The following is a 24058-nucleotide window of genomic DNA, read 5'->3' as shown; positions in this document are numbered from 1 at the left end:
ACCGTGCGCCGCTACGATAGCGTGCGCCGGACGGCGCCAGGATACCGTTCGCTTACGCACACAGTTACGCACACAGCCAATCAATCATGCGGCTGCGCCGTACGGGCTACGGATATCGGACAGGAATTGTTGTGCGCGCAAAGCCCATTAGCTGTTCTAATGCGCCAGCGCCTTCGTCTCGCCAGCGAGGCGGATGATCGCCGCTTTTGCGCCCACGGCGCCCGGATAGCGGGGATCGAGCCGCAGCGCCTGCCGGTAGGCCTCGACAGCCTGCGGGTGCAAGCCTTGCTCGACATAAAACTCGGCCAGGCTATCCTGCAGATTCGCGTCGCGCGGATGCAGGCGGACGGCGGCCTGCAGCACGGCCATGCCTTGCGCCACGGCGCCGCTGCCTTTCAAACGGTAGGCTTCCAGGTTCAGCGCCGCCGGGCTGGCCGCACCGAGCGGATCGCGCTCCAGCGCCAGGCGCAGGGCCGCGAGGGCCGCTTCCGTCTTGCCGGCGTGCAGCAGGGTCAAGCCTTGCAGCGCATGCGCACGGTCGCTGAGCGGATACAGTTCCACGGCCAGGCGGCTGGCCGCCAGCGCCGTATCTATCTCGCCGCGCGCGGCCGACGCTTGCGCCAGTTCCTGCAGCTCGGGCACGAAATCGGGATAGGCGCGCTGGCCACGGAAGGCCGTGCGCAGCTGGCTATCGAGCGCGGCGATGGATGGGGCCGCGGCCGGCCAGGCGATGGCGGCCGTGCGGTCCCAGCTGCCGGCCAGGGTCATGATGGCTTGCTCGAAGGCAGGGTCGAAACGGGGCACGGCGCCGGCCTTTGTTCCTTGCGACAACAGGACATAGTCGCGCGCAAACGCCAGCGCGCCGCCGCGCGCGTATTGATTCAAGTCGACGCCCGACTGGCGCAACTGCCCGGCCATACTGGCGCCGGCCGTGAGAAACACGCGGCCGCCTGCGGGATGGCGGGCCGCGTCGATGAAGGCGCGCGCCGCCCTGGCATCGGGCGCCAGCGCTTGCCGGTTGATTTGCGTAAATGCTTCGCGCGTGGCGGCCGCATCGGCATACGGTTGATCCGTGCGCTCGGCGTACGCCCTGCCCTCTTCGAACAAGCCTTGCGCCACCTGATACGCGCGCTGTGCGCCCGCATCGGCGATATACGTGTTCAGCTGCCACGGTTCGCCCGTGACGACTTCGAACAGGCGCTGCACGAACGCCTCGGGATTGACGCGCTCGAGGTTGGCGGCGACGGCAATGGTGAGCTTGCGCGATGGAAAACTGTACAGATAGGTGACGGTCTCCGGCTGCTGGCCGCTGTGGGCAATCGCGTAGCGCCCGCCCGTCGGGACGACTTCCCAGCCCATGCCATAGTCCGTCAAGCGGCCGGCGCGCGTGGCCATCGGCTGCACCATCGCGGCCACGCTGGCCGCCGACAGTATCTTGCCTTCATGCACGCCCCTGCCGAACGCCAGCATGTCGGGCACGCTGGCGCGCGTGCCGCCGGCGGAAAAGCGGCTGCTGATGTCGACGAATTCCGCATTTTTCCACTCCTTGCCGGCCAGCCGGTAGCCGCGCACGCGATGGGCGATCACGGCGTCGGGGTCATCCATCACGATCGTGTCCATGCCCAGCGGCCCCCATACGTGGCGCCGCATGTAGCCGCCATAGCTTTCGCCCGAGGCACTCTCGATGACGGCACCCAGCAGGTTGTAGCCGTAGCTGGTGTAGCGAAAGCGCGTGCCCGGTTCGGCGATCAGGTCGAACTGCTCGAAGACGGCGATGGACTGGCGCGTATCCTTGTGCTCCTTGAAGTGCTTCTCCGCCTTGCTGTTACGGTAGGCGTCGATGCCGCCCAGGTGGCCCAGTAACTGGCGCACCGTCACGGGAAACGGTTTGACAGGGAAATACGGCACATACGTTTGCACGGGCGCATCCAGGTCGATCTTGCCCTGTTCCACCAGTTGCAGGATGGCCACCGCCGTCATGGGCTTGGTGACGGACGCGAGCCGGTAGCTGGACCGGGCTGTGGCCGGCACGCGGTTTTCCAGGTCCGCATAGCCATAGCCTTTGACCCATTCCACGTCGCCCTGGCTGAACCCGACGGTCACGCCCGGGATGCGGGCCTTGTCCATGCGCTGAGCGACCCAGCCGTCGAAATCGGCCAGGCGCGCGGCCAGAGCAGGAGCGGGAACAGAAGCGGGAGCGGAAGCGGCTTGCGCCACGCCGCAGAACAGCGCCAGCGCGCCGGCGAAACCGTAGTATTTGCTGCTTTGCATAATTAATATTCCATGGTGAGGGCCGTGTCCACAGCACGGCGCTGATGCATGGTAAGTGTCTTTTACACACTGTTGGCGGGCCGTGCACGAAATGCACGAGGCCCGCATGAACGGCACCGAAGCGGATGAAAATGTTGCAAAGGGTTGGCAAATGAGCAGCTACAATGCCCGCCATGCCCTCCTGCTTCCGCTACCTGCTGCTGTGCTGCCTGGCCTTGCCCCCTTTCGCCATGGGCATGGACAGGCTATCGCTGGCCGAAGGCTGGCGCGCCTGCGGCACAACCAGCGCCACGCCCGCCGTCTCGCTGTACCAGCTACTCAAGCCGGGCCTGCTGCTGTGCGTCGAGCGCGACCTCACCGTGGCCGCCACGCCCTCGTCGACGCAGCTGCTGGTGCTGTCGGCGCTGGCTTCCAGCGAAGTCTGGCTCGACGGCATATTGATCGGCAGCAATGGCCAACCGGCCCGCCAGGCCAGCGGGGAACGCGCGGGCGACATCGATTTCGCCGTCCACCTGAGGCCACGGCAGTTGGCCATGGGCACGCACCACCTGCGCCTGCTGCTGTCGACGCAGCAGGCGCCTGAACGCCTGGCGTCGCCACTGTATGCGCTGTACCTGGTCGACCGGCAAGACTACCGCGCGGCGCTGGCCTGGTACAGGCTGCCGCCGCTGCTGCTGGCCGGGGCCTTGGGTGCCGTCGCCCTGCTGTTTCTCGCCTTGACCGCGCTGTACCAGCGGCAGCGGCACTGGGCCATGTTTGCCGCGCTGTGCCTGGTGGCGGCGCTGCTGCTGGTGGTGGAACTCTGGCGCAGCGTTGCCGGCTATGCCTATCCCATGCATTTGCCGCGCCTGTACGCCGTCAGCGCCCTGACCTGGCTGTTTTCCGCCTTGCTGCCCCTGTATTTTTATACGGCATACCGGCTGCCGAGCTGGCCGCTGGCGGCGGCGGTACTGCTGGCGGGCATCGCGCTGGCCGGCGCGCTGTCCGCGCATTTCGACTCGCGCTGCTGGTCGATGTTCTTGACGGGCCTGGCAGCGAGCCTGGCGCTCAACCTGGGCGCCCTGTGGCGCCGCCTGCCGGGCAGTCTCAGCGGCACCTTGATCGCGCTGGCCTCGTGCGCCCTGTTCCTGCTGACGGGCAGCCAGTTTGCCGAAGGTGGCTTCGCCCTCGTCGTGTGCTTCATGCTGCTGCCCCTGTGCGCGCAACTGCTGGCGCAGCTGCTGCGCGAACGCAGCAAGGCGGCACGCGCCCAGCAGCTGGAAAACCAGCTCTTGCGTAAAAGCATGCAACCGCATTTCCTGATGAATTCCCTGAGCCTGATCAGCGAACTCAACTCGCAATCGCCGCAGGCGGCCGAAACCTTCATCGAGGCACTGGGCGCCGAGTTGCGCATGCTCAACGAATTCGCCCAGCAGCCCAGCATCGCCCTGACGCAGGAACTGGCCCTGTGCGAGAATTATCTGAGCATCATGGGCACGCGGCTGCAGCAGCCGTGCAGCCTGCAGCTCGATGGCGAGGCGGCGGGCATCACCGTGCCGCCCGAAACCTTGCTGACGGCGCTGGAAAATGCGTTCAGTCACAACCGCTACCGCCACGGCGCCACCTTTATCCTGCGCATCGCACACCATGCGCAAACGCACGTGCTCACCCTGATCCTGCCCGAAGGCGAGACACGCCAGCATGCGGGCGGCGGCGTGGGCGAACAATACATCCGCGCCAGCCTGCACGCCGTGTTCGGCGATGCGGCCCGCTATGAGCGTGAATATGCGAACGAACAGCAGCAGGCTGGCTGGCGCCTCACCTTTACCTTGCCGGCGGCGCCATGAATGTGTTGATACTGGAAGATGAACCGCTGATCGCGCAAGGCCTAGAACGCGAGGTGCGCGCGCATTTCGGCGCGCGCCTGACGGCGCTGGTGCTGCATGACAATGTCCCGCAAGCGCTGGCCGCGCTGGCCCAGGAACAGGTCGACTTGCTGCTGCTGGACTTGAACCTGCATGGCGCGGACGGCTATGACTTGCTGCGTCTGGCCCAGACAGCCCCGTTCCAGACCATCATCGTCTCGGCCCACGCGGAACGCTCGATCACGGCCTTCGAGTTCGGCGTGCTCGACTTCGTTGCCAAGCCTTTCAGCCGCGAGCGCCTGCACAAGGCGCTGCAACGCTACACGGGACGGCATACGGAAGCGGCCTCGCTGGCTGTGAAAAAACGGGGGGCGCTGGAATGGATCGCCATGGCCGACATCGACCATGTGCAAGCCGATGGCCACTACAGCAATATCGTGCTGCGCAGCGGCGAACAGTGTTTTCATGACCTGGCCATCGACAAGCTCATGGCCCTGCTGCCGTCCCACTTCCTGCGCGTGCACCGCTCCTACATCGTCAACAGCCTCGGCTTCAAACGGCTGCGGATCGCGGCAGGCGGCAAATACGCGCTCGACACGCAGACCAGCACGGGCATACCCGTGTCGCGCAGCAGTTATCCCGCGCTGAAACAGCGGCTGCTGGGCTGAACGTTTACCAATGTGCCGCGTAGTTGGGAAACGGCGAGGCCATGTGCTCGGGCTCCACGGGTGGCGCCATCCAGTCGCGCGGGTCGACCTTGTAGTACTGCAAGAATTGCGCGTACAGTTCTTCGTGGCGCTCGGCCATCTGGTACGGTTTTTCAAAGAAGGTTTCCGTGGCCACGGCAAAGAATTCGGCGGGATTCGTGGCGCCGTAATGGTCCATCACGCTGTGCTGCTGGTAGATGGCGTCGTGGCGCAGGTTGTCGAAGTCGCGCGACAGCACGGTGGCCCAGCTGCGGTAGCTCGACACGCTGGGCAAATACGGCGCGCCATTCGCGGCGCCCGATTCGCTGTCGAGCTGGTGGGCAAATTCATGCAGCACGACATTGTGCCCATCGGTCCAGTCGGCCGCCCCGCGCTGCACGTGATCCCAGGCCAGCACGACTCTGCCATCGCCCCAGGATTCGCCCAATAGCCCATTGGCCGATGGCGTCACCACGCCGCCCGGCCCCACTTCATCGCGCGTGACGATGAATTCCGTGGGATACACGAGGATGGTGTCGAGTTCCGGATACACCTGCGTCTGGCGGTTGAGCAGCAGCAGGCAAGCCTGGCCGGCGATGGTGTAGCGCATCTCGTCCGTGATCTCCAGGCCGCCGCAACCGACGAATTTCTTCTGATACAGGAATTGCACGACGAGACGGCGCAACTGCTCCTGCAGCGGCGCCGGCATGCGCGGATACACGGGAATATTCTTTTCCAGCACGGCCAGGCCTTCCGCCGGCAAGGGCCTGACCAGGGCCCGCTTCAGGCGCCAGCGGGGAAACCACAGCGAAAAGACGATGGCAGCCGTGACAATGGCGATCCACAGCAGCGGGTTCATGCGGAGTCCCGTTTCAGGCAAAACAGTGGCGGACACGATAATGAGGCGGCGTAGGCAGACAAGGACAAGCTCCTTCAAGTGAACCCGCGCGTTGCGGGCAGCAGTCCAGCCCACATGGGGATGCTTGCAGTCTTTTCAATCAGACGACATGAAACGGCCTGTCCCAACGCCAAAAGCCGGGTTGCAACCCGGCTTTCGACATGCATCTGAGAATCAAAACCACAAGCATTCCGCCCGCCGGCCGCCAGGCGGCCGCTCAGACGCGTTTTTACTCGGCAGATTTTTGCTGCGGCGCTCCGAACAAGGCTGCCACCAGCGGATCGCGCGTCACGGGACCGCGGTTGACGCGGATGGCGTAATGCGTGTCATCGGCCAGGATGTGGAAGTGACGGCCGCTGCCTGCCATGCTTTGCTCGCGCAGGCCGGGACGGTCCTTGCGCGGTGGCGCGCCTTCGCGTTTTGGCTGGACGATGGCGGCCAGGAAGGCGCGCACGCGCTCAGGATCCGGCGTCAGCTGGTACACTGCCTTGCCCAGGTAGGTGGCGGTGCCTTCGATGTAGCGGGCCAGTTCGATCACGCCCGCTTCGCGCAGGTCGCGGATGTATTTGCGGGCGCCCGATGGCGAAAACTTGAGGAACCAGGCGATTTCGTCTGCCAGCATCTCGTGCAGCGACAATTCGCCGATCAGCTTTTGCATGTTTTCGATGCGGCGCAGGGTGGCCGACGTCGAACGCACGCGCTCGATCGGTGCCATGGAAATGGGATTCATGCGTTCCGGGGGGATGGGTGCTGCGCGTTCTACCATTTGCGAGCCTTTTTCTGGGCTACGAAGTTCCTGGTGCGCTGCCTTTAATTCGCTCTTCACGTGAGACTGAGTCATTGCATGCATTTGAATACTCCTTTTAAACGATTGCCGGTAGCCCGGATTGTTAAGTTCTTGGCAATTTTTATACCAGAACGCCACGAATCCTGAGCGTCTGGGCACAGAATGCCATCCTGCTCCTCACTGGTCTGTGCGTTAACGAACATTAGAAGCAAGAAAGTGAAAAATATTGCCTTGTTGAATTATTTCTCTCAGTGCATCTATAAAAGACATCTAAAAACGCTGCGCTCGCATACGCGCACAAAGTGAAATAGCGAACAGAAGCGTCGGCATCCTTGCAATAAATTCAAGCTTCGCGCGTGGCACCCGCCGCCCGCATTGCGCCAATCTTGATACTTTGCAAAGGAACCATCATGAATATGCCCAGTCTGCTGGCAGCCGCCGCCCTGATCACCTTGTCCGCCTGCAAAAAACCGGCCGACGCGCCGCTGCCCGAAACGGCGCCCAACCCCGCTTCCGCGCCACAAGTGATGCCGCCCCCCGTCGCGCCAGCCACGCCGGAAGCGGGTCCTGGCAGCACGACGCCGCCTGCGCCGCTGACGGACCCGGCCACCGCGCCGGCCCTGCCGCCCGCCACGGCGCCAAAGTAAGCCCGGCAGACAGAGCTATCCATCAGGCGCCCGCGCGGCGCCGCCCCTACTCCACGGGGGAGTTACGCGTTGCCAGCCTGTTTGCAACGCGTTTTTTTACGATTGGAGTCGGCCATGCCATGAAGGTTCAACGGCATGTAAGCCCGCAAGCCGGTACCGAACCCGCCCGCCACAATGCGGCAATCCGCACAGTCTTTCCCCTGGTCGTGCGGAAAGGCGGAATCTCGCCATTTCCCAATTTCAATAGATTCAAATTAAACCTTTATAAACAATCACTTGCAATAAACGCCAAAATGCGCTCCACTGGCACGGAAGATGCTTTTATATTTTCATAGCCGCCATCAGAGCGGCGGCCTGACCCACTATATAAAAACCATCTACCTTTTGGAGACAACAGCATGGCAAGCACCTTCCGCATCTCGTCCTTCCTCAACACCAAGGCACTGGCCGTGGCCGTCGCCCTGGCCGCGCAATTCCCGCTGGCCGTCCACGCGGCCGATACCGTACGCCTGGGCAACCTGAAATTCGCCCATTACGGCGCCGTCGCCTACATGAAGGAAATCGCGCCGAAATACGACCTGAAGATCGAAGAGCGCATCTTCGCCAAGGGCCTCGACATCGTGCCGGCCATGATCGCCGGCGAAATCGACGTGTCCGCCAGCGCGCTGGAAGCGGCCATCACGGGCCGCGCCACGGGCTTGCCCGTGTACCTGGTGGGCGGCTTTGCCAAGGGCGGCGTGCAGATCGTCGGCCGTCCCGACCTGAACATCAAGGGTATCGCCGACCTGAAAGGCAAGAAAGTCGGCGTCACGCGCGGCGGTCCGCAGGAAATCCTGCTGTTTGCCGAATTGACCAAGGCCAAGCTGACCTGGTCCGACAAGCCGGGCAAGGACGTGCAGATTCTGTACATGGGCTACCCGGACTTGAACCAGGCGCTGCTGACCAAGGATATCGATGTCATGAGCCAGTCCGAGCCGTACTCGACCCAGGCCATCCACAAGAAATATGGCGCGGCCATCATCAAGCCCTACGACACGCCGCTGGGCGAGCCCGTGCGCGCGCTCGTGATGACGGAAAAAATGTACAAGGAAAAGCCGGCAGTGGCCCAGCGCTTCATGGATTGCTTCGTCGCCGCCACTCGCGCCTTCCTGGCCGACCCGAAACTGGCGGAAAAATACGTGCGCGAATCGATGTTCAAGAACCAGATCACCTCTGACGATTACCGCGACGCCATCGACAACGCCATCTTCACGGAAGACATCACGCAAAGCCACGTGCAGCTGACCACCGACTACATGGTGAAATTCGGCGTGGGCCGCATGGCCAAAGCGCCTGCCGCCAAGGATTGGGTCAAGCTGGATCTGCTGGAAAAAGCCAAGAAGTCCTACGCACCTCGCTAATCTGAAAGTGTCATGATGAATATTCAAATGATGAAACGCTTCGCGCACGGCGCCGCCGTGCCCGTCGCCGTGCTGCTGCTGTGGCAAGCCATGTCCACGTTCGGCTGGATCAACCCGCAAATCCTGCCCTCGCCCGTCGCCGTGGTCGTGAAGTGGTATGAATACCTGATTCCCATGGAAGCGTACACGCCCGAAGCGGGCAATTACCTCGTGTGGATGTTCTCCGGCGAACTGCCGCACGACGCCTGGGCCAGCCTGTCGCGCGTGCTGGGCGGCTTTGCCATCGGCGCCGGCCTGGCCTTGCCGCTGGGCTTGCTGATGGGCACCAACAAGACCATCTATAAACTGTTCGATCCGCTGGTGCAGGTGCTGCGCCCGATTCCGCCGATCGCCTACATTCCGCTGGCGATCTTGTGGTTCGGCCTGGGCAATCCGCCCGCCTTCTTCCTGATCAGCATCGGTTCCTTCTTCCCCGTGCTGATGAATACCATCGCCGGCGTGCGCCAGGTCGACGGCATCTACATCCGCGCCGCGCGCAACCTGGGCGCCAGCCAGATGACGATGTTCCGCCGCGTCATCCTGCCGGCCGCCACGCCGTACATCCTGGCCGGCGCGCGCATCGGCATGGGCACGGCCTTCATCGTCGTGATCGTGGCGGAAATGATTGCCGTCAACAGCGGCCTCGGTTTCCGCATCCTGGAAGCGCGCGAGTACTTCTGGTCCGACAAGATTATCGCCGGCATGTTTACCATCGGCCTGTTCGGCCTGGCCATCGATATCGCCATGAATGCCCTGAATAATCATTTGCTGCAGTGGCACCGCGGCCTGGAACACTGAGAGGAACGGCCATGACCACGATCAATATCAACGCAGTCAATAAAATCTTCACCACGGGCGGCGCGGACGTCATCGCCCTGAAGGACATCAACCTGGAAATCGCCAGCGGCGAGTTCATCTGCCTGCTGGGACCGTCCGGCTGCGGCAAGTCGACCCTGCTCAACGCCATCGCCGGCTTCTCGCAACCGACGTCGGGCCAGATCCTGGCCGGCGGCAAGCTGATCACCGAACCCGGCCCCGACCGCGGCATGGTGTTCCAGGAATACGCGCTGTTCCCATGGATGACCATCGAGAGCAATATCGCTTTCGGCCTGGAAATCGCCGGCAAGGCGCCAGCCGAGATCAAGGAACGGGTCGACATGCTGCTGAGCATGCTGGGCTTGACGGAATTCCGTGCCCGCTACCCGAAAGACTTGTCGGGCGGCATGCGCCAGCGCGTGGCCATCGCCCGCGTGCTGGCCCTCGATTCGCCGATCATGCTGATGGATGAACCGTTCGGCGCGCTGGACGCCTTGACGCGGCGCAACCTGCAAGATGAATTGCTGAAAATCTGGAAAGTCTTCGGCACCACCATCGTGTTCGTCACGCACTCGATCGAGGAATCGATCTACCTGGCCGACCGCACCATCGTCATGACCTACCGTCCCGGCACCATCAAGCGCGACGTGGCCATCGACCTGCCCCGCCCGCGCGACCCGAGCGACCCCGAGTTCAACCGCCTCAAGCGCATGCTGGGCGAGATGGTGATGGAAGAGCAGCAGCGTCATCACAATGCCGAAACCATGGCCAGTACCGCCGATTGAGGGAGCTTGATTAAGCGACCGCAAACTTATTTGGGGTCTGACCCGGCGGGTCAGACCCCAAGGCCATTCGCCCCCCTGCTGGCCGTGGGGTCGCTGGCCGTGCTGACGTGGGCGTCGTATGCCTGGGTCAAGCAGCGCCAGCTCGATGAATTGCACCGCACCCTCGATTCGCGCGCGGAACTGTATGCGGCGTCCATCGGCGGCGCCCTCAACAAGTACGAATTCCTGCCCCTGGCCGTGGCCCAGAGCGATGCGGTGGCGCAATTGCTGGAACAGCCCAGCGCCGATAAAGTCACGCAGATCAACGCCTACCTGGTCGACATGAACCGCCGCGCGGGCGCCTTTGCCGTCTACGTGCTCGACGACAAGGGCACGACCCTGGCGTCAAGCAACTGGCAAGACCGCAGCTCGTATGTGGGCGTCAACTATGGTTTTCGTCCGTATTTCAAGAACGCCATCGCAGGCGGCATCGGCCGCTTCTACGGCATCGGCTTTTCCACCTTCGAGGCCGGCTATTTCATTTCGCAGCCCGTGCAGCGCGACGGGCGCATCATCGGCATCGTCGCCGCCAAGGTCAACCTGGACTGGATCGAGCAATCGTGGCGCACGCCCGGCGCGGGCGAACAGATCTGGGTCAAGGATGCGAATGGCGTGATCATCCTGGCCACCACGCCCGCCTTCAAGTTCAAGACCCTGGCTCCGCTGGCGCCGGACGCGAAGAAAGACATCAGCGAACAGCGCCAGTTCCTGCAAGAAAACCTGCCCATCCTGCCGCACCGCGTCAGCCGCCAGTTTGCCGACGGCGCCAGCGTGATGACCCTGGAACGTCCGCAGACGAGTGACACCCCCGCCCTGTCCGGCAGCGCCGACTACCTGGCCGTGAACCGCGCGCTGGGGCCGCTGCAATGGCAGATCACCGTGCTGGCCGAACTCGACCAGGTCGATGAGGCGGCGCGCAACGCGGCCATCGCCGCCGCGCTGGGCTGGGCCTTGCTGCTGCTGGCCCTGATGTATGCCCGCCAGCGCCGGCGCCGCATCGCCGACAAGCTCAATGCGCAACAAACCCTGGCGCGCGCCTATGAACAGCTGGAAATCAAGGTCGAGCAGCGCACGGCCGACCTCGTCCACGCGAATGGCCGCCTGCAAGCCGAGGTGACGGAACGCGAACGGGCCGAGCAAACCTTGCGCTATGCTCAGGCGGAACTGGTGCAAAGCGGCAAGCTGGCGGCCATCGGCCAGATGGCGGCCGGCGTCACGCACGAGCTGAACCAGCCGCTGGCCGCCCTGCAAACGTTTTCCGACAATGCCAAGGTGTTTCTGGCGCGGGGCCAGATCGACGATGCGCTCGATAACCTGACGACCATTTCCGACCTCGTCAAGCGGCTCGGCTATGTGACGTCGCAACTGAAAGGTTTTGCGCGGCGCAGCGACGATGCGCGCAAACCCGTCAGCGTACGCCAGGCGTTTGCGCAAACCATGCTGCAAATCCGCACGCGCAAGAACTCGCAGCGTTTGACCCTGCATGAAAGCTGGCTGGAGGACGACATCATCGTGCTGTGCAACGCCATCGGCCTGGAACAGGTGTTTACCAATCTGATCACCAACGCCATGGATGCCGTGCCGGAAAGCGAAGCCGTGCAGATCTGGTTCCAGGTGCGCCGCGAAGGTAGCCTTGCCGTGTTGCATATCACCGATAATGGCCCCGGCATCCCGCTGGCTTCGCTCGACAAGATCTTCGACCCCTTCTATACCACCAAGGAACACGGGCTGGGCTTGGGATTGTCGATCAGCGCAGGCATACTGCGCGCTGCCGGCAGCGCCCTGGCCGTGCGCAACCGCAGCGCACAGGAAGGGGGCGGCGCACAATTTACCATCACCCTGAGCTGCGACCCGGGGGAGAGAGACAAGGAAACATCTCATGCACGAGAATAATTTTGAAGGCATGCAAGTGCTGCTGGTGGAAGACGATGCCGTCGTACGCAAGGGCGCCCGGCAATCGCTGGAACTGGCGGGCTTGCAAGTGACGGCCGTCGCCACGGCCGAGGAAGCGCTGCCCTACCTGGTGCCTGAATTTGCCGGCATCTTATTGAGCGATATCAAGCTGCCCGGTATCGATGGCTTGAAACTGCTCGATATCGCCGTGGCGCAGGATGCCAGCCTGCCCGTCATCCTCGTCACGGGACATGGCGACGTGTCGATGGCCGTGGGCGCCATGCGCCGTGGCGCCTACGATTTCATCGAAAAACCGTTTTCCGCCGACTTGCTCGTGGAAGTATGCCGCCGCGCCCTCGACAAGCGCCACCTGGTGCTGGAAAACATGAACTTGCGCCGCCAGCTCGAGCAGCGGGTCGGCATCGAAGCGCGCATCGTGGGCCGCAGCGCCGCCATGGCCAAGGTGCGCCAGCTGGTGTTGAACCTGGCGCCGAAGTCGGCCGACATCATCATCCTCGGCGAAACGGGGACGGGCAAAGAATTGATTGCCCGCTGCCTGCACGACTTCAGCGAGCGGCGCGACCATCCATTCGTGGCGATCAACTGCGGCGCCCTGCCCGAATCGATCTTCGAGTCGGAACTGTTCGGCCACGAGGAAGGCGCGTTTACGGGCGCACAGCGCCAGCGCATCGGCAAGATCGAGTACGCGAACGGCGGCACCTTGTTCCTCGATGAAATCGAAAGCATGCCGCTGGCCCTGCAAGTGAAACTGCTGCGCGTGCTGCAGGAACGGCAGGTCGAGAGGCTCGGCTCGAACAAATTGATATCTGTGAATTTCCGCGTGATCGCCGCCGCCAAGGAAGACTTGAATGTACTGGCGGAACAGGGGAAATTCCGGCCCGACCTGTATTACCGCCTGAACGTGGCCAGCCTGACTTTGCCCGCCCTGCGCAACCGGCGCGAGGATATCCCGCTGCTGTTCGAGTTCTTCGTACTGCAGGCGGCGCTGCGCTACGGCCAGCCGGCCGCCCTCGTCAGCGGTGAACTGATCGCGTCCCTGATGGCGCAGCGCTGGGCCGGCAATGTGCGCGAGCTGCACAATGTGGCCGACCGCTTCGTGCTGGGCTTGCTCGACGACACCCTGAGCCCGGCCGGCTGCCGCGAAGCGTCGCTGGCCGAGCAAGTCGACACGTTCGAAATTTCCATCATCGAGGAAGCCTTGCGCCGCCACAACGGCAACGTCATCGACGCGGCGGCCAGCCTGAATATTCCCAAGAAAACCCTGTACGACAAGCTCAAGCGTTTCGATATTTCGACCGAGCAATTCCGCTGACGCCTGCGCCACGGCCAGCCATGCACCCACAGCCGCGGGCGGCGCGCTCCTACTTGCCGCCCTGCCCGCGCGTGCCAGAATCGGTACTCCACTTCATGCCACGAGAAGGAGTTCCCATGAAACCATCTGCATTGATGCTGACCGCCCTGCTGCTGGGCAGCGCAGCCGCCCTGGCTCAGGCGCAATCGACGGGCAATAGCAATACCACGGGCAACACCGGCAACACGGGCACGGCGGCCCAGCAAGATACGCAGCAAAATACGCGACAGGATGACACGACGCCGCGCAAGCATGACAAGAAACAGAAGCAGAAATCGGGAAAATCGCGCAACAACGATACGACGGGACAGTCCACCAGCGGCACCAACTCGGGCGGCGGCACCCCGGGCAGCGCCGGCCAGTCCGCAGGCAACGCCGCGCGCAGCGGCACGCAGAACATGAACGGCAATACGGGCGGCACAGGTACGTCGGGGACTTCGGGAACGTCAGGGACGTCGGGGACTTCCGGCAACTCTGGCACCTCGGGTAACACCGGCAACACGGGCAATTCCGGCACCTCGGGCAACACGGGCGTGGTGCCGCCGCGCCAGCCCGGCCGCTAAGCGCCGGCAACGCGGCACGGGATAGCCATGACGGCGCTGCAGGCCGCGCTGCTGCTGCACGGCCTGCTGGGCGGGGCCGACGTCATCCTCAACCACGAGCTGCTCGTGCGGCTGCCGTCGCGCCCGGGCGCAGCCGCCGAGCAGCGCCTGCACAGCGCGCGCGAAGTCATCTTCGGCCTGCTGTTCCCCTCGCTGGGCCTGTTCAGCTGGCATGGCTGGCTGGCCTGGTGGCCCGTGGCACTGCTGCTGGCGGAGATACTGGTCTCGCTGCGCGACACCGTGGTCGAAGGCGACACGCGCCGCTTGCCCGTACCCGAGCGCATCCTGCACGTCTTGCTGTTCATTAACTTGGGTGTGATCGCCACCTTGCTGCTGCAGGCGCTGCGCGGCTGGCTTGCCCTGCCGGCCGCCATGCAGGCCCTGCCGCCCGGCGGACCCGGCCAGTGGCTGGCCGCCATGGGCGCCATCTCGCTGGCATGGTCCGTGCGCGATGGCCTGAGCGCGCGGCGCCTGCGCCTGCGTGCGGGCCAACATGCGTGAACACTGGCAATATGCTCACACGCGCATGCGGCATATTCCTACTTGGAAACGGCAGCACGCATGTGACAATCCAGTCTCGACAGCAACTCCCAACTTCCCATACAGGACACGCACCATGAAAACTCCCGCTCTCTTGCTGGCCGCCACCCTGATGACCGTTGGCGGCGCCTGGGTGCAAGCCCAGTCGACGACGAATCTGAACCAGACGGGCAACCACACCAACAATGCCAGGGACCCGGGCCAGCAATCGGATGCCTCCGACAAGCTCGACAACAAAGGCAAGCTGGTCCACGACGGCAAGGCCAGCAAAACCCGCACGGACAAGCGCACGCGGCGCGGAAAACAGACGGCCAATCATGGGGTCAAACCGCACAGCGGCACGCCCACCGAGCCGCCAGCGTCCACACCTGCGGTGCCCAGCATCCCCATCGCCCCCACGAAATAGTGTCTGCGCTGCGCCACGTTGCTTCCAAGCACGCTATCATCACGCCTTTACAAGATAGCCAGGAAGACAATGAAAGCAGCATGGTGTGGAATGATGGCGGCGGGCGTATTGGCGGCCGCGAGCGTACAGGCGGCGCCCACGGTGGGCGAGTGCATGGAACTGACGACGGGCATCAAGTTCAGCAAGAACAATGGCGATGCGCAAGTCAACGTCGAGGAAATGTTCGAGGGCAAGAAACAAAAGGGCACGCAGCTGATCCTCAACGGCGGCGTGCTGCTGGCCACGTCCTACCAGGACATCCGCGATGGCCAGGTATTCCTGACGGGCAACGTCCACTACAATGAAGACGGTACCGTGCGCAGCAAGAACGTCTACACGCCGCAGTCCGCCATCCCCGCCAACATGCGCCCCGGCCAGGAAGTGCGCGTGCAGTTCTCGGACACGCAAACGAGTACCCACTACCCGCTGGCGGGCCTGTCCGACAAGATCACCACCTCGACACGCACGGACGAGCGCAATTTCTCCATCACCTTCCTCGGCTGGGAGCGCCTGGAACTGGGCGGCCGCCGCTTCCCCGACGCCTGCAAGTTCGAACTGCATGACGTGGGCGGCAAAAGCAAAGGCAAAAGCGGCGAATACGTATGGTACGCGCAGGGTTTCGGCGTAATCATGACGGACAAGCTCGACAAGAATGGCGAGGTGCAACCGGCGTACCGGATTGCGCTGACGAACATCCTCAGCGCACCGTAAATATTTTTTGATTATATTGCGCTAGAAGCTGGCCAAGGACACGGTTCACCCCGCCTAGTTCAGCGACGCCAGCGCATTGCCCCGCACCTGGAACGCCACCTGCGCCACCGTCTTGCCCGCATCATCGACCAGCGCCAGCGCGTGCTTGCCCGGCACGGGGCGCCAGCTGATGCTGTCAAGCGCCGCGCCCAGGTCCTTGCCATCGAGCACCCAGCGCAAGGCATGGCTGCCCTGGGCCTGGAAGAACACGCGCTGCAGGGCTGGCGGGATGTCGGGGTCGATGGCGAGGATGCTGTCTTCGGCCGGATACACGATGGCAGGAGGCTTCACGGTGTCGCCCAAGACAGCGATGACGGGGCTTTCCGTGCCGGCGATAAACCATTCGCGGCGCGGCGCTTCGAGCGCGGGCTGGTACGCCACCATCTGCTGCAATACGCCTGGCGGCGCTTTCGGGGCGTGGCTGGGCACGTTCTTGTGCAGGTAATCCATGACGTCGCGCCACACGGGCGCGGCGCCCGTCACGCCCGACACGTCCCACATCGGCTTGCCGTCGAAGTTGCCCACCCATACACCCACCGTGTAGCGCGCCGAGTAACCCATGCACCAGTTGTCTCGCATGTCCTTGCTCGTGCCCGTCTTGACGGCGCTCCAGAAATTCGTCCCCAGCTCGTTGCGCAAGCCAAACGTCATGCTGCGCGCGGCGCGGTCGGCCAGGATGTCGCCGACGATGAAGGCGGCGCCCGGCTCCATCACACGGCGCCGGTCCTTGCCAGCCTGGCCCGGCTGCAGGCTGGCCGTGCTGTACAGCCCGCCATTGGCCAGCGCGCGGTAGGCGTTGGCCAGTTCCAGCAAGGTCACTTCGGACGAGCCCAGCGCCAGTGACGGGCCGTAGTACTCGGCCGGTTCCGTCAGGCTCGACAGGCCCACTTCCTTGAGACGGTTGTAAAAGCCGTCCTGCCCCGTCAGCAGCACCGTGCGCACGGCGGGAATGTTCAGGGAGCTGGCCAGGCTGGTGCGGGCGCTGACGTAACCCTTGAAATTGCGGTCGTAGTTTTGCGGCGCATACATGCCCGACGCCGTGGCGACGTCGAGCGGCGAGTCGTCCATGACGGACGCGGCCGTCATCAGCCGGCGCTCGATCGCCAGTTCATATAGAAATGGTTTCAGGGTGGAACCGGCCTGGCGCAGGGCCGCCACGCCATCGACATGGCTGCCGCCCGCATTGCCGACATAGGCGAGGATCTCGCCGCTGCGGTTATCTAACACGATGATGGCGCCGTCGTTGACATTGCGCTCGCGCAAGGAGGCCAGCTGCTGGCGCAGGTTTTCCTGCGCGAAGCGCTGCAAAGGACCATCGAGCGTGCTGGCGACCTGCGCACCGGGCTGCTTCAGCAACTGCTGCGCCACTTGCGGCGCCGGCGTCAGTTCCGCAGCCAGCGCGTTGCGCTGCAAGGCCGTCTGCACGCGCTGGCCGATCAGCTGGCAGCTGCTGTCCATGCGCCACTCTTTTGCCAGCGCGCAGGCACGCCGCGTGACGGTGGCCGGCGGCGCGTTCGGCGCGCGCACGAGGCTGGCCAAAATGATGGCGTCCGTCTGGTTCAGGCCGGACGGCGCCTTGCCGAACAGGCTGTACGAGGCGGACGCAATGCCCTGCAGCTCGCCGCGGAACGATACCAGATTCAAATACGCTTCAAAAATCTGTGCCTTGCTCCAGCTGTCTTCGATGGCTTGCGCCGCGCGCATCTGGTCCCATTTCTGGCGCAGGCTGCGCCCGCCCGAGGACGCCTGCAAGTCCGCGTCGAGCTGGCCCGCCAGCTGCATGGTGATGGTCGAGGCGCCCCGGGCTTTCTTGGAAAACAGATTGTCCCAGGCGGCTGTGGCCAGCGCGGACACATCCACACCGCCATGCTGCATGAAGCGCTGGTCTTCCGCCAACAGCACGGCTTGCTGCACAGCCGGTGAAATATCGGCCAGCGGCACCCACGGCAGCCGCCGCACCTTCATGTCCACGCGCAAGGATTGCAGCGGCGCGCTGCTACGGTCGAGCAACTGCGCTTCCGAACTGCGGTAGGCGGCCTGCACCTGGGCCGGCGTCAGGACCGCCTCGGCAAGGACCGGGCTGGCCAGCAGGCAGCCCATCAGTAAAACCTTGCCTTTCACTGCCCCACCTTCACATTCGCGTTCGGCGACTCGCCAAACATTTCGGGCGAATACATGGCTTCGATGCGCGTGGCCGGCAGGCTGAAATCGCCAGCATTGTTCAGGCGCACCGTGTATTCCACGCTCCAGCTGCCCTTCGGCACGAAAGCGTAATACGCGCGGAAGGCGTCGAATGCGCGCTCCTCGAACGTGGGCCAGACCCAGCCCGTGGATTTCTCGCCCGCCGTCATCAACTGCGAATCACGGCCCAGGCCGTTGCCCAGCACGGTGGCGCTGGCGGGGATCGGGTCGTCGACCACGACCCAGCTCATGTCCGCCTGCGCCGACAAATCCAGGCGCACGCGGTAGACGTCGCCGCGCGACCATGCGCCCGCCGTCTTCTGTTCCACCGGCGTAACGGTTTTCTTGATCGTGTAGCCGCTGGACACGGGCGCCTTGAGCGGGATCGCCGCCAGGCTTTGCACGGTGGCCCACGGTTTGCCCGTGCCGCTGTGCGCCAGGCCCAGGGTGTCCGTGCCCTTCGGCCACGCTTGCAGCACGGGTCCCACTTTCGCCGCGCCATTCCACACAAGTGCTTGCGTATCGCCGCCCAGCTTGACGGCGCTGGCGCCCGTCACAGGCGTGGACTCGAACTTGGCCGAGAATTTGGCAATGGCCAGCGTGCCCCAGGCGTTGGCTACCGTCGTATCCCAGCGGCCCTTCTTCTGGCGACCCATGCTGCCGCGCACGAGGCGGCCGATGTCGTCTTTCCACGCCGGGTTGTCCATCACGGCCAGCAGCAGGCGGTTGGCGTTGACGTCGCCCGAGACCATCAGCCACCACCAGTTATCCTTGCGCTCGGTGGAAAAGCCCATGGTCGTGCCCTGGAAATTCAGGCGCGAACGCAGTATCTGCTGCGCCTCGGCCAGCAGCGCATCGCGGCGTGCCAAGCTTGGCGTGCGTTGCAGCAACAGGCTCCAGTCGATGACGGCCGAAGTCGGCCACAGATTCGGGTTGATGCTGATGCTTTCCAGCGCATCGGGCGGCACTTTATTGGAACGCGACAGCGCTTCCAGCGCGGCGAGCTTGCGCACGGCCAGGTCCGTCGTATCCAGGGCGGAACGGCGCACGATGCGGCCCTGCACGAAGGCTGTCAAGGCTGCTTCCATGCGGTTTTTCGTCTGCTCAGGAATCGCATAGCCCGCTTCCCGGGTTGCCGACAACACATACGCCGTCAAGCTGTCGCTGCCCTGCTCCATGATGGGGAAGTATTTCAGCATGCCGTCACTGTCCAGGTAGGCGGGCAGGCTGGCGGCCAGCTTGTTCCACGCTTCCTGGTCTTGCAGGGCGATGGCTTTCGACGTGTTTTGCTCGAAGCAGGTGTACGGATACGCGGCCATGTATTCGCGCACGCCTGGCAGTTCGCCGCCGAGCTTGGCGACAAAGCTGGTCTGGATGCCGCCCCGGCCCGGCAAGGCGCCGGCCGGCATTTGCACGGACAGATTGATGGGCTTGTCGACTTGCTGCAAAGTGGCCTGGTACGTGCGCACGGGCGTGGCCTGGCCCACCTTTTGCGTAATTTTCAGTTTATCGGTATGGCTACCTGCCTTGGCGCCGATCTCCCACACAATCTGCTGCGCACCGAGCGGCACCTGGTAATCCCAGCCTACTTCGCGCGCTTCGCCCGCCGCCAGGGTCAAGCTCTGGCGTGGCAGCGCCTTGCCGGCCGCTGTGGCGTTCAGGTCCACGCTCAAGGACGCGGCCGAGGTGTTGCGCACGGTAAAGCCAGCGCGCAACTGGTCGCCTTCGCGCACGAGAGTTGGCAAGCCCGACATCAGGATCAAGTCTTGCGAGCTGCGGATGTCCGTGCTACCCGTGCCAAACAGTTCCTTGCCGGCGCTGGCGATGGCGACGATGCGAAACGCCGTCAATGAATCGTTGAGCGGCACTTGCACCGTGGCTTCGCCCTTGGCGTCGAGCTTGACGGTGCCCTTCCAGAACAGCAGGGTATCGAACAGCTCGCGGCTGGCGCCCTTGCCGCCACCACCGCCGGCCGGGAAAGCCTTGCGGCCGAAGTGGCGCTTGCCGATCACCTGCATCTGCGCCGTCGCCGTTTCCACCTGCAGGCTGCGCTGCGCCATCATGGTATCGAGCAACTTCCAGCTATCGTTGGGCATCAGTTCCAGCAAGCCCGTATCGACGGCCGCCAGCGCCACTTCCGCGCCGGCCGGCAATGGTTTCCCGTCGGCGCGGCGCACGCGCACGGACACCTCCGCCTTGTCACGCGTTTTATACACCTCCTTGTCGGACACCACCATCACGTTCAGTTCATGCGCCTGCCACCCCACGTTCAGCGGTGCGATGCCCATCTTGTAGGCCGGCTTGCCCAAGTCCACCAAGGCCGTCGGCTGCACGCCATCGACCCTGCCCCGCACGACAAACACGGATACATACACATTCGGCGCGTAGTTCGGTTTGACCGGGATATTCACCACCGGTTCCCGGCCATTGAGCTGGCGCACATAGGTATCGAGAATGCCTTCGCGCTCGACCGTGATCAGCGCCGTGCCCGAACGGAACGGCATGCGTACTTGCAAGCTTGCTTCCTGGCCCGGTTCATAGCGTTTCTTTTCAGGCAGCACGTCGATGCGGTCATTGTCGCTGGCGTTGAACCACCAGTCGCCGCTGCCGGCCACCCACGTTTCGCGGTTGGCGACAGCCGCGTTGCCGGCACTGTCCTGCGTGCTGGCGCGCAGAATCAGATTGCCGCTGGCGGGCGCCTTCACGTCGCACATCAACAGGCCCTTGCCATCCGTCTTGCCCGAGCACGCCGGGCCCAGCTTGATGACTTCGCTGCTGTTTTCATATGCATAGAAGCCGCCAATCAGCCGACGGCGGTGCGAATAGCTGTTGCGTTGGAAGAAATCAACGGCGACTGGGGCATTCGCCACGGGCTTGCCATTGGTGCCCAGCACGGCCACCGTGAACTTGAAGGCATCCTTGCTCAAGGCCCAGGCGTCGGGCTTGATGCCGATCAGATAGTTTGATGGCCACAGCGGGACGCGCGTGGCAACGGAAGCCGTCTCGCCATTCGCATCCTGGAACGCCATTTCCGCCACCAGGTCGCGCGGCGTGGACAGCTGCGGCAGCTGGTCGATAACGATGCGCGCGCCACCCGCCTTGTCCAGGGTCAAGCTTTGCGTGCGCGCGGCAGCCGCGCCTGCACCGGCATGCCCGCCATTGCCCTCGTCCTGCCACCCGCCCTCATCGTCGTCGTAGCCGGTGCCCTGTTTCACAAGACCTTCCTTCACGTCGCCATTGCTGAAACTGAAATCGGGATAATCGGCAAACGTCACGCTCTTGTCTTGCAGCACCGTGCGCAGCTTGACGGGCGCATTGGTGGCCGCGCCGCCGGCCAGATACGTGATTTGCGCATCGAGGGCCAGCTGCCTGGCCTGCACGGCGGGCGCTTTCGGTCCCTGCAGCACGGCTTTCATGGTCGGCACGCGGAACGCTTCCACGCGGAAACTGCCGGATGGTCGGCCCGCCATCGTCACGCTGTACTCGCCCTGCTTGGCGTCGGCGGGGATGACCCAGTCGCTTTCCGCCGTGCCGCTGGCGGACCAGCGCAGCGGCAATTGATAGTTCTGGTCGCTGCCCTGGTGCGTGATGACGACGGAGGTGGCGCTGCCGGGACCGTTGTTCTTGTCGACCAGGCTCATGCCTTCGCCCGTGTGCTTGCGGATGAAATGCTTCATGTGCACGGTTTCCCCGGCGCGCAGCAAGGTGCGGTCAAATACCGTCGCCAGCAGGGTGTTGTCGGCGCGCGTGTCGTCCGTGGGCAAATTGAAACGCCACGCTTCGATGCCGCCCACCCAGTCCGACAGGGTGAACGTCATGTCGCCGCCGCTGCGCGCGCTGATAAAGTAGCGGCCATTATTCTTGCAGCTGGAATTGGCCAGCTCGCCGGGAATATGCGCCACACCGTCCGCACCCGTGGCGCCTTGCCACAGCAGCTTGCCGGCGCAGTCGCGCACGGCCACTTGCGCCTTCGCAACAGGCGCGCCCTTGTCGAGCGACGTCACCCACACGAGCGACGATTGCGCGCCATGCTTGAAGTGGGCCGCCAGATTCGTCACCAGCGCGGCCGTGCGGATGTAGGCCGTCGTCGGTTTGCCCAACAACACTTTGCCAAGGATGGGGCTGGCCAGTTCGACCACATAAAAGCCCGGCTTTTGCAGCGGAATGCCGATCACTTCAAAGGTTTTCTTGCCATCGGGACGGGGCAGGCTGATGGGACGCGTGCCGGAGGCGCCCGCCAGCACGGATTTGCTCATGTTGCCCGCATATTGCGCGTACGGCTGCCAGTATTCGCCGCCGTCGCCGTTGCCGGCCAGGCGCTGCATCCACTCGATGATGAACTTGTCGTCATTGTCGGGCACGCGCAAGGTGGCGCCAGTGGCTGCTGCGGATGGCTGGGCGACTTCCTTGCCCGTCAGCACGGGTTCGATATTGCGCACGGTGACGGGCAGCAAGCCGTCGCCCTTCGCTTCGATGATGCCGAACGGGGCCGGGAATTTGAGCAGCGGCGGCTGTTCGCCCGTACGCACCGTCATGGGGAAGCGCGCGCGATTGAGCAAGGCGCGGCCCGCGTCATCCGTCAGCTTCGGCGGCAGGCTCAAGACAAAACTCGCTTGCACGGGGAAGGGGCCGTTGAAGGCGGCGCTGTACAGGAATTCCGCCTTTTCCTCCTCTTTTGAAATCGTCGGCGCATACGTCTTTCCTCCCCCCTTCAAGATCATGGCGCGCACCTGCGCGGCGCTCACGGGCGCGGAAAACTGCACGCGCATGGGCAGGAAGGGTATGCATTGCTCCTTCGGGTTGCTGCGCTCGCAGCTGAATTTGGCCGTGAAGTCGGGACGCGTTTTGAACCGCAGGGTTTGCGCTTTCTCCGTGGCGATGCCGCTGGCACTGGCGATGCCCTCGCCCCACACGAGCGACACCTTGGCGTTGGCGGGGAAGCTGCGCTTGCATTGCAGCACGGTGACGGGCAACGGCGGCGCGCCCTTGCTGGCCACGGGCATGCCCACTTTCCATACGACGCCCCGCTTCTTGAAATACACGGTCAGGTAGCGGTCGAGAAAGCTCTTACGCAGGGTCAATACCTGCTCCAGTTCCTTGCCTTTGAACAGGCGTACGGGAATCTTTTCATTGATGCCATCGGCGCGGCAATACGCGTTGGCGGCCACGCTGGCCTCGTTCGGCGCGGCGTCCAGGCCCAGCACGAAGATCTGGTTTTCATCGATGTACGGCTGGCCGTCATACGGTACGGCCTCGACGATGGCCGGGCCGCCCGTGGTGAAACGGTACGACGTCGTCCCCTGCAAGGCCTGGCCCGCCTGGTCCTTCAGCCCCGGCTTCAAGGTGAAGCTGCAGGCCACGCCGGCCGGCAAGTCGCGCTCGAAATCGAAGTTCCAGTTGCGCTCGTCGGCCCAGCGCCCCGCGCCCGCCACGACGCCAGGCTCGGCCTTGCCGCAATCGATGGCGAACGGCGCGGGCAAGCCCATGTCGCCGAACGGCACCATCGGCGTGGCGAACTGCGCCCGTACCTGGCGTACGGCCTTGACCGTGCCGCTCGGTGAAAACACGGATACGCCGCTATCGGCCCAGGCCGGCGTCGCCGAGCCCAGCGACAGCAGCAGGCACAAGGCCCCCAGTTTGCCGGTCAGCGGGGAAGAAAAAATACGGGGCAGGTCAGGCACGGGTGACTCCTTGATGAAAAGTGGCGGAGCTGGCTGCGGCGCGCAAAAGTTGCTTGGCGGAAGCCTGGAAAAGCAACGGAACGCGGCAGGAATACAACATCAATGTAATATTAGTTATCAAGCTCATCATTGTTGCTAATATACAGTGGCATGCAGGTGACAAGTCGTACGATTGCCTCTTGCCGCGGCGCCAGGAAGTGGCGTGCTTGTAAAAGTTTCACCTAGCAAATTAGTTTTTTTCAACAGCAAAGTCATTGTCGTGAATCTGCAACACCATTGATATACCGCAATGCTTTGTGCGCCAGCGCACCGACCACCTGAACCTGCAACCGTATTCTCTAGTCCAACAGCAGTGCATTTATCGCAAGAAAACGCACCTGGA

General features: G+C 63.8%; 17 protein-coding genes. 12 read left to right on the top strand and 5 right to left on the bottom strand.

Features of this window, described 5'->3' with window-relative positions:
- Positions 1–156: 156 nt before the first annotated feature.
- The gene (locus SKZ59_RS25080) at positions 157–2271 is read right to left on the bottom strand and encodes a serine hydrolase (protein WP_319993285.1); all 2115 of its coding nucleotides are present in this window, start codon (positions 2269–2271) and stop codon (positions 157–159) included.
- 164 nt (positions 2272–2435) lie between these two features.
- On the opposite strand from SKZ59_RS25080, the gene SKZ59_RS25075 reads away from it, so the two are divergent.
- Both SKZ59_RS25075 and SKZ59_RS25070 read left to right on the top strand, forming a co-directional pair.
- The gene (locus tag SKZ59_RS25075; RefSeq protein WP_319993284.1) at positions 2436–4097 is read left to right on the top strand and encodes a histidine kinase; all 1662 of its coding nucleotides are present in this window, start codon (positions 2436–2438) and stop codon (positions 4095–4097) included.
- Positions 4094–4783, top strand: a complete 690-nt coding sequence (locus SKZ59_RS25070) for a LytTR family DNA-binding domain-containing protein (RefSeq protein ID WP_319993283.1) — start codon at positions 4094–4096, stop codon at positions 4781–4783. The genes SKZ59_RS25075 and SKZ59_RS25070 overlap by 4 nt, the downstream gene beginning before the upstream one ends.
- Positions 4784–4787: 4 nt before the next feature.
- On the opposite strand, the gene SKZ59_RS25065 is transcribed toward SKZ59_RS25070, so the two are convergent.
- Both SKZ59_RS25065 and SKZ59_RS25060 read right to left on the bottom strand, forming a co-directional pair.
- A complete protein-coding gene (locus SKZ59_RS25065) occupies positions 4788–5660 on the bottom strand; it encodes a zinc-dependent peptidase (protein ID WP_319993282.1) in 873 nt (290 codons plus the stop codon).
- 268 nt (positions 5661–5928) lie between these two features.
- Positions 5929–6429, bottom strand: a complete 501-nt coding sequence (locus tag SKZ59_RS25060) for a winged helix-turn-helix domain-containing protein (RefSeq protein ID WP_223278908.1) — start codon at positions 6427–6429, stop codon at positions 5929–5931.
- 467 nt (positions 6430–6896) lie between these two features.
- Between SKZ59_RS25060 and SKZ59_RS25055 the strand changes: the two genes are divergently transcribed.
- From SKZ59_RS25055 to SKZ59_RS25010, 10 genes are all read left to right on the top strand, one after another.
- Complete coding sequence (locus SKZ59_RS25055) at positions 6897–7133, top strand: hypothetical protein (RefSeq protein ID WP_034758874.1); 237 nt, start codon at positions 6897–6899, stop codon at positions 7131–7133.
- Positions 7134–7531: 398 nt separating this feature from the next.
- Positions 7532–8533 carry an ABC transporter substrate-binding protein gene (locus tag SKZ59_RS25050; protein WP_070304092.1) on the top strand — a complete coding sequence of 334 codons (1002 nt, stop codon included), beginning with the start codon at positions 7532–7534 and terminating at the stop codon, positions 8531–8533.
- Between the two features lie 15 nt (positions 8534–8548).
- A complete protein-coding gene (locus SKZ59_RS25045; RefSeq protein WP_034758877.1) occupies positions 8549–9370 on the top strand; it encodes an ABC transporter permease in 822 nt (273 codons plus the stop codon).
- 11 nt (positions 9371–9381) lie between these two features.
- The gene (locus SKZ59_RS25040; protein WP_319993281.1) at positions 9382–10173 is read left to right on the top strand and encodes an ABC transporter ATP-binding protein; all 792 of its coding nucleotides are present in this window, start codon (positions 9382–9384) and stop codon (positions 10171–10173) included.
- Positions 10174–10203: 30 nt separating this feature from the next.
- The gene (locus tag SKZ59_RS25035) at positions 10204–12105 is read left to right on the top strand and encodes a sensor histidine kinase (RefSeq protein WP_319993280.1); all 1902 of its coding nucleotides are present in this window, start codon (positions 10204–10206) and stop codon (positions 12103–12105) included.
- On the top strand, positions 12092–13438 hold the full coding sequence (locus SKZ59_RS25030; protein WP_081368342.1) for a sigma-54-dependent transcriptional regulator: 1347 nt from the start codon (positions 12092–12094) through the stop codon (positions 13436–13438). Before SKZ59_RS25035 ends, SKZ59_RS25030 begins: the two co-directional genes overlap by 14 nt.
- Positions 13439–13554: 116 nt before the next feature.
- On the top strand, positions 13555–14040 hold the full coding sequence (locus tag SKZ59_RS25025) for a hypothetical protein (RefSeq protein ID WP_219329634.1): 486 nt from the start codon (positions 13555–13557) through the stop codon (positions 14038–14040).
- Positions 14041–14067: 27 nt separating this feature from the next.
- Positions 14068–14580 carry a hypothetical protein gene (locus tag SKZ59_RS25020; protein WP_219329635.1) on the top strand — a complete coding sequence of 171 codons (513 nt, stop codon included), beginning with the start codon at positions 14068–14070 and terminating at the stop codon, positions 14578–14580.
- A gap of 115 nt (positions 14581–14695) precedes the next feature.
- Complete coding sequence (locus tag SKZ59_RS25015; protein ID WP_319993279.1) at positions 14696–15025, top strand: hypothetical protein; 330 nt, start codon at positions 14696–14698, stop codon at positions 15023–15025.
- A 69-nt stretch (positions 15026–15094) separates the two neighbouring features.
- The gene (locus tag SKZ59_RS25010) at positions 15095–15775 is read left to right on the top strand and encodes a hypothetical protein (protein WP_319993278.1); all 681 of its coding nucleotides are present in this window, start codon (positions 15095–15097) and stop codon (positions 15773–15775) included.
- 54 nt (positions 15776–15829) lie between these two features.
- Here the strand turns inward: SKZ59_RS25010 and pbpC are convergent, their stop codons facing one another.
- Both pbpC and SKZ59_RS25000 read right to left on the bottom strand, forming a co-directional pair.
- Positions 15830–17914: a penicillin-binding protein 1C gene (pbpC, locus tag SKZ59_RS25005; RefSeq protein WP_319993334.1), complete on the bottom strand. Its 2085-nt coding sequence runs from the start codon at positions 17912–17914 to the stop codon at positions 15830–15832.
- A 17-nt stretch (positions 17915–17931) separates the two neighbouring features.
- Entirely contained in the window at positions 17932–23676 is a 5745-nt protein-coding gene (locus SKZ59_RS25000) for an alpha-2-macroglobulin family protein (protein ID WP_319993277.1), read from the bottom strand.
- Between the last annotated feature and the right edge of the window lie 382 nt (positions 23677–24058).

This window comes from Janthinobacterium sp. GMG2 (assembly GCF_033949445.1).
GTDB classification, from domain to species: domain Bacteria; phylum Pseudomonadota; class Gammaproteobacteria; order Burkholderiales; family Burkholderiaceae_D; genus Janthinobacterium; species Janthinobacterium aestuarii.
The sequence above is the reverse complement of the archived record's forward strand: the minus strand, read 5'-3'. Positions and strand labels throughout refer to the sequence as shown.

Coding starts and splice junctions, on each gene's coding strand:
- SKZ59_RS25080 (WP_319993285.1), bottom strand. CDS start 2,271: ATGCAAAGCAGCAAATACTACGGTTTCGCCGGCGCGCTGGCGCTGTTC.
- SKZ59_RS25075 (WP_319993284.1), top strand. CDS start 2,436: ATGCCCGCCATGCCCTCCTGCTTCCGCTACCTGCTGCTGTGCTGCCTG.
- SKZ59_RS25070 (WP_319993283.1), top strand. CDS start 4,094: ATGAATGTGTTGATACTGGAAGATGAACCGCTGATCGCGCAAGGCCTA.
- SKZ59_RS25065 (WP_319993282.1), bottom strand. CDS start 5,660: ATGAACCCGCTGCTGTGGATCGCCATTGTCACGGCTGCCATCGTCTTT.
- SKZ59_RS25060 (WP_223278908.1), bottom strand. CDS start 6,429: ATGAATCCCATTTCCATGGCACCGATCGAGCGCGTGCGTTCGACGTCG.
- SKZ59_RS25055 (WP_034758874.1), top strand. CDS start 6,897: ATGAATATGCCCAGTCTGCTGGCAGCCGCCGCCCTGATCACCTTGTCC.
- SKZ59_RS25050 (WP_070304092.1), top strand. CDS start 7,532: ATGGCAAGCACCTTCCGCATCTCGTCCTTCCTCAACACCAAGGCACTG.
- SKZ59_RS25045 (WP_034758877.1), top strand. CDS start 8,549: ATGAATATTCAAATGATGAAACGCTTCGCGCACGGCGCCGCCGTGCCC.
- SKZ59_RS25040 (WP_319993281.1), top strand. CDS start 9,382: ATGACCACGATCAATATCAACGCAGTCAATAAAATCTTCACCACGGGC.
- SKZ59_RS25030 (WP_081368342.1), top strand. CDS start 12,092: ATGCACGAGAATAATTTTGAAGGCATGCAAGTGCTGCTGGTGGAAGAC.
- SKZ59_RS25025 (WP_219329634.1), top strand. CDS start 13,555: ATGAAACCATCTGCATTGATGCTGACCGCCCTGCTGCTGGGCAGCGCA.
- SKZ59_RS25020 (WP_219329635.1), top strand. CDS start 14,068: ATGACGGCGCTGCAGGCCGCGCTGCTGCTGCACGGCCTGCTGGGCGGG.
- SKZ59_RS25015 (WP_319993279.1), top strand. CDS start 14,696: ATGAAAACTCCCGCTCTCTTGCTGGCCGCCACCCTGATGACCGTTGGC.
- SKZ59_RS25010 (WP_319993278.1), top strand. CDS start 15,095: ATGAAAGCAGCATGGTGTGGAATGATGGCGGCGGGCGTATTGGCGGCC.
- pbpC (WP_319993334.1), bottom strand. CDS start 17,914: ATGGGCTGCCTGCTGGCCAGCCCGGTCCTTGCCGAGGCGGTCCTGACG.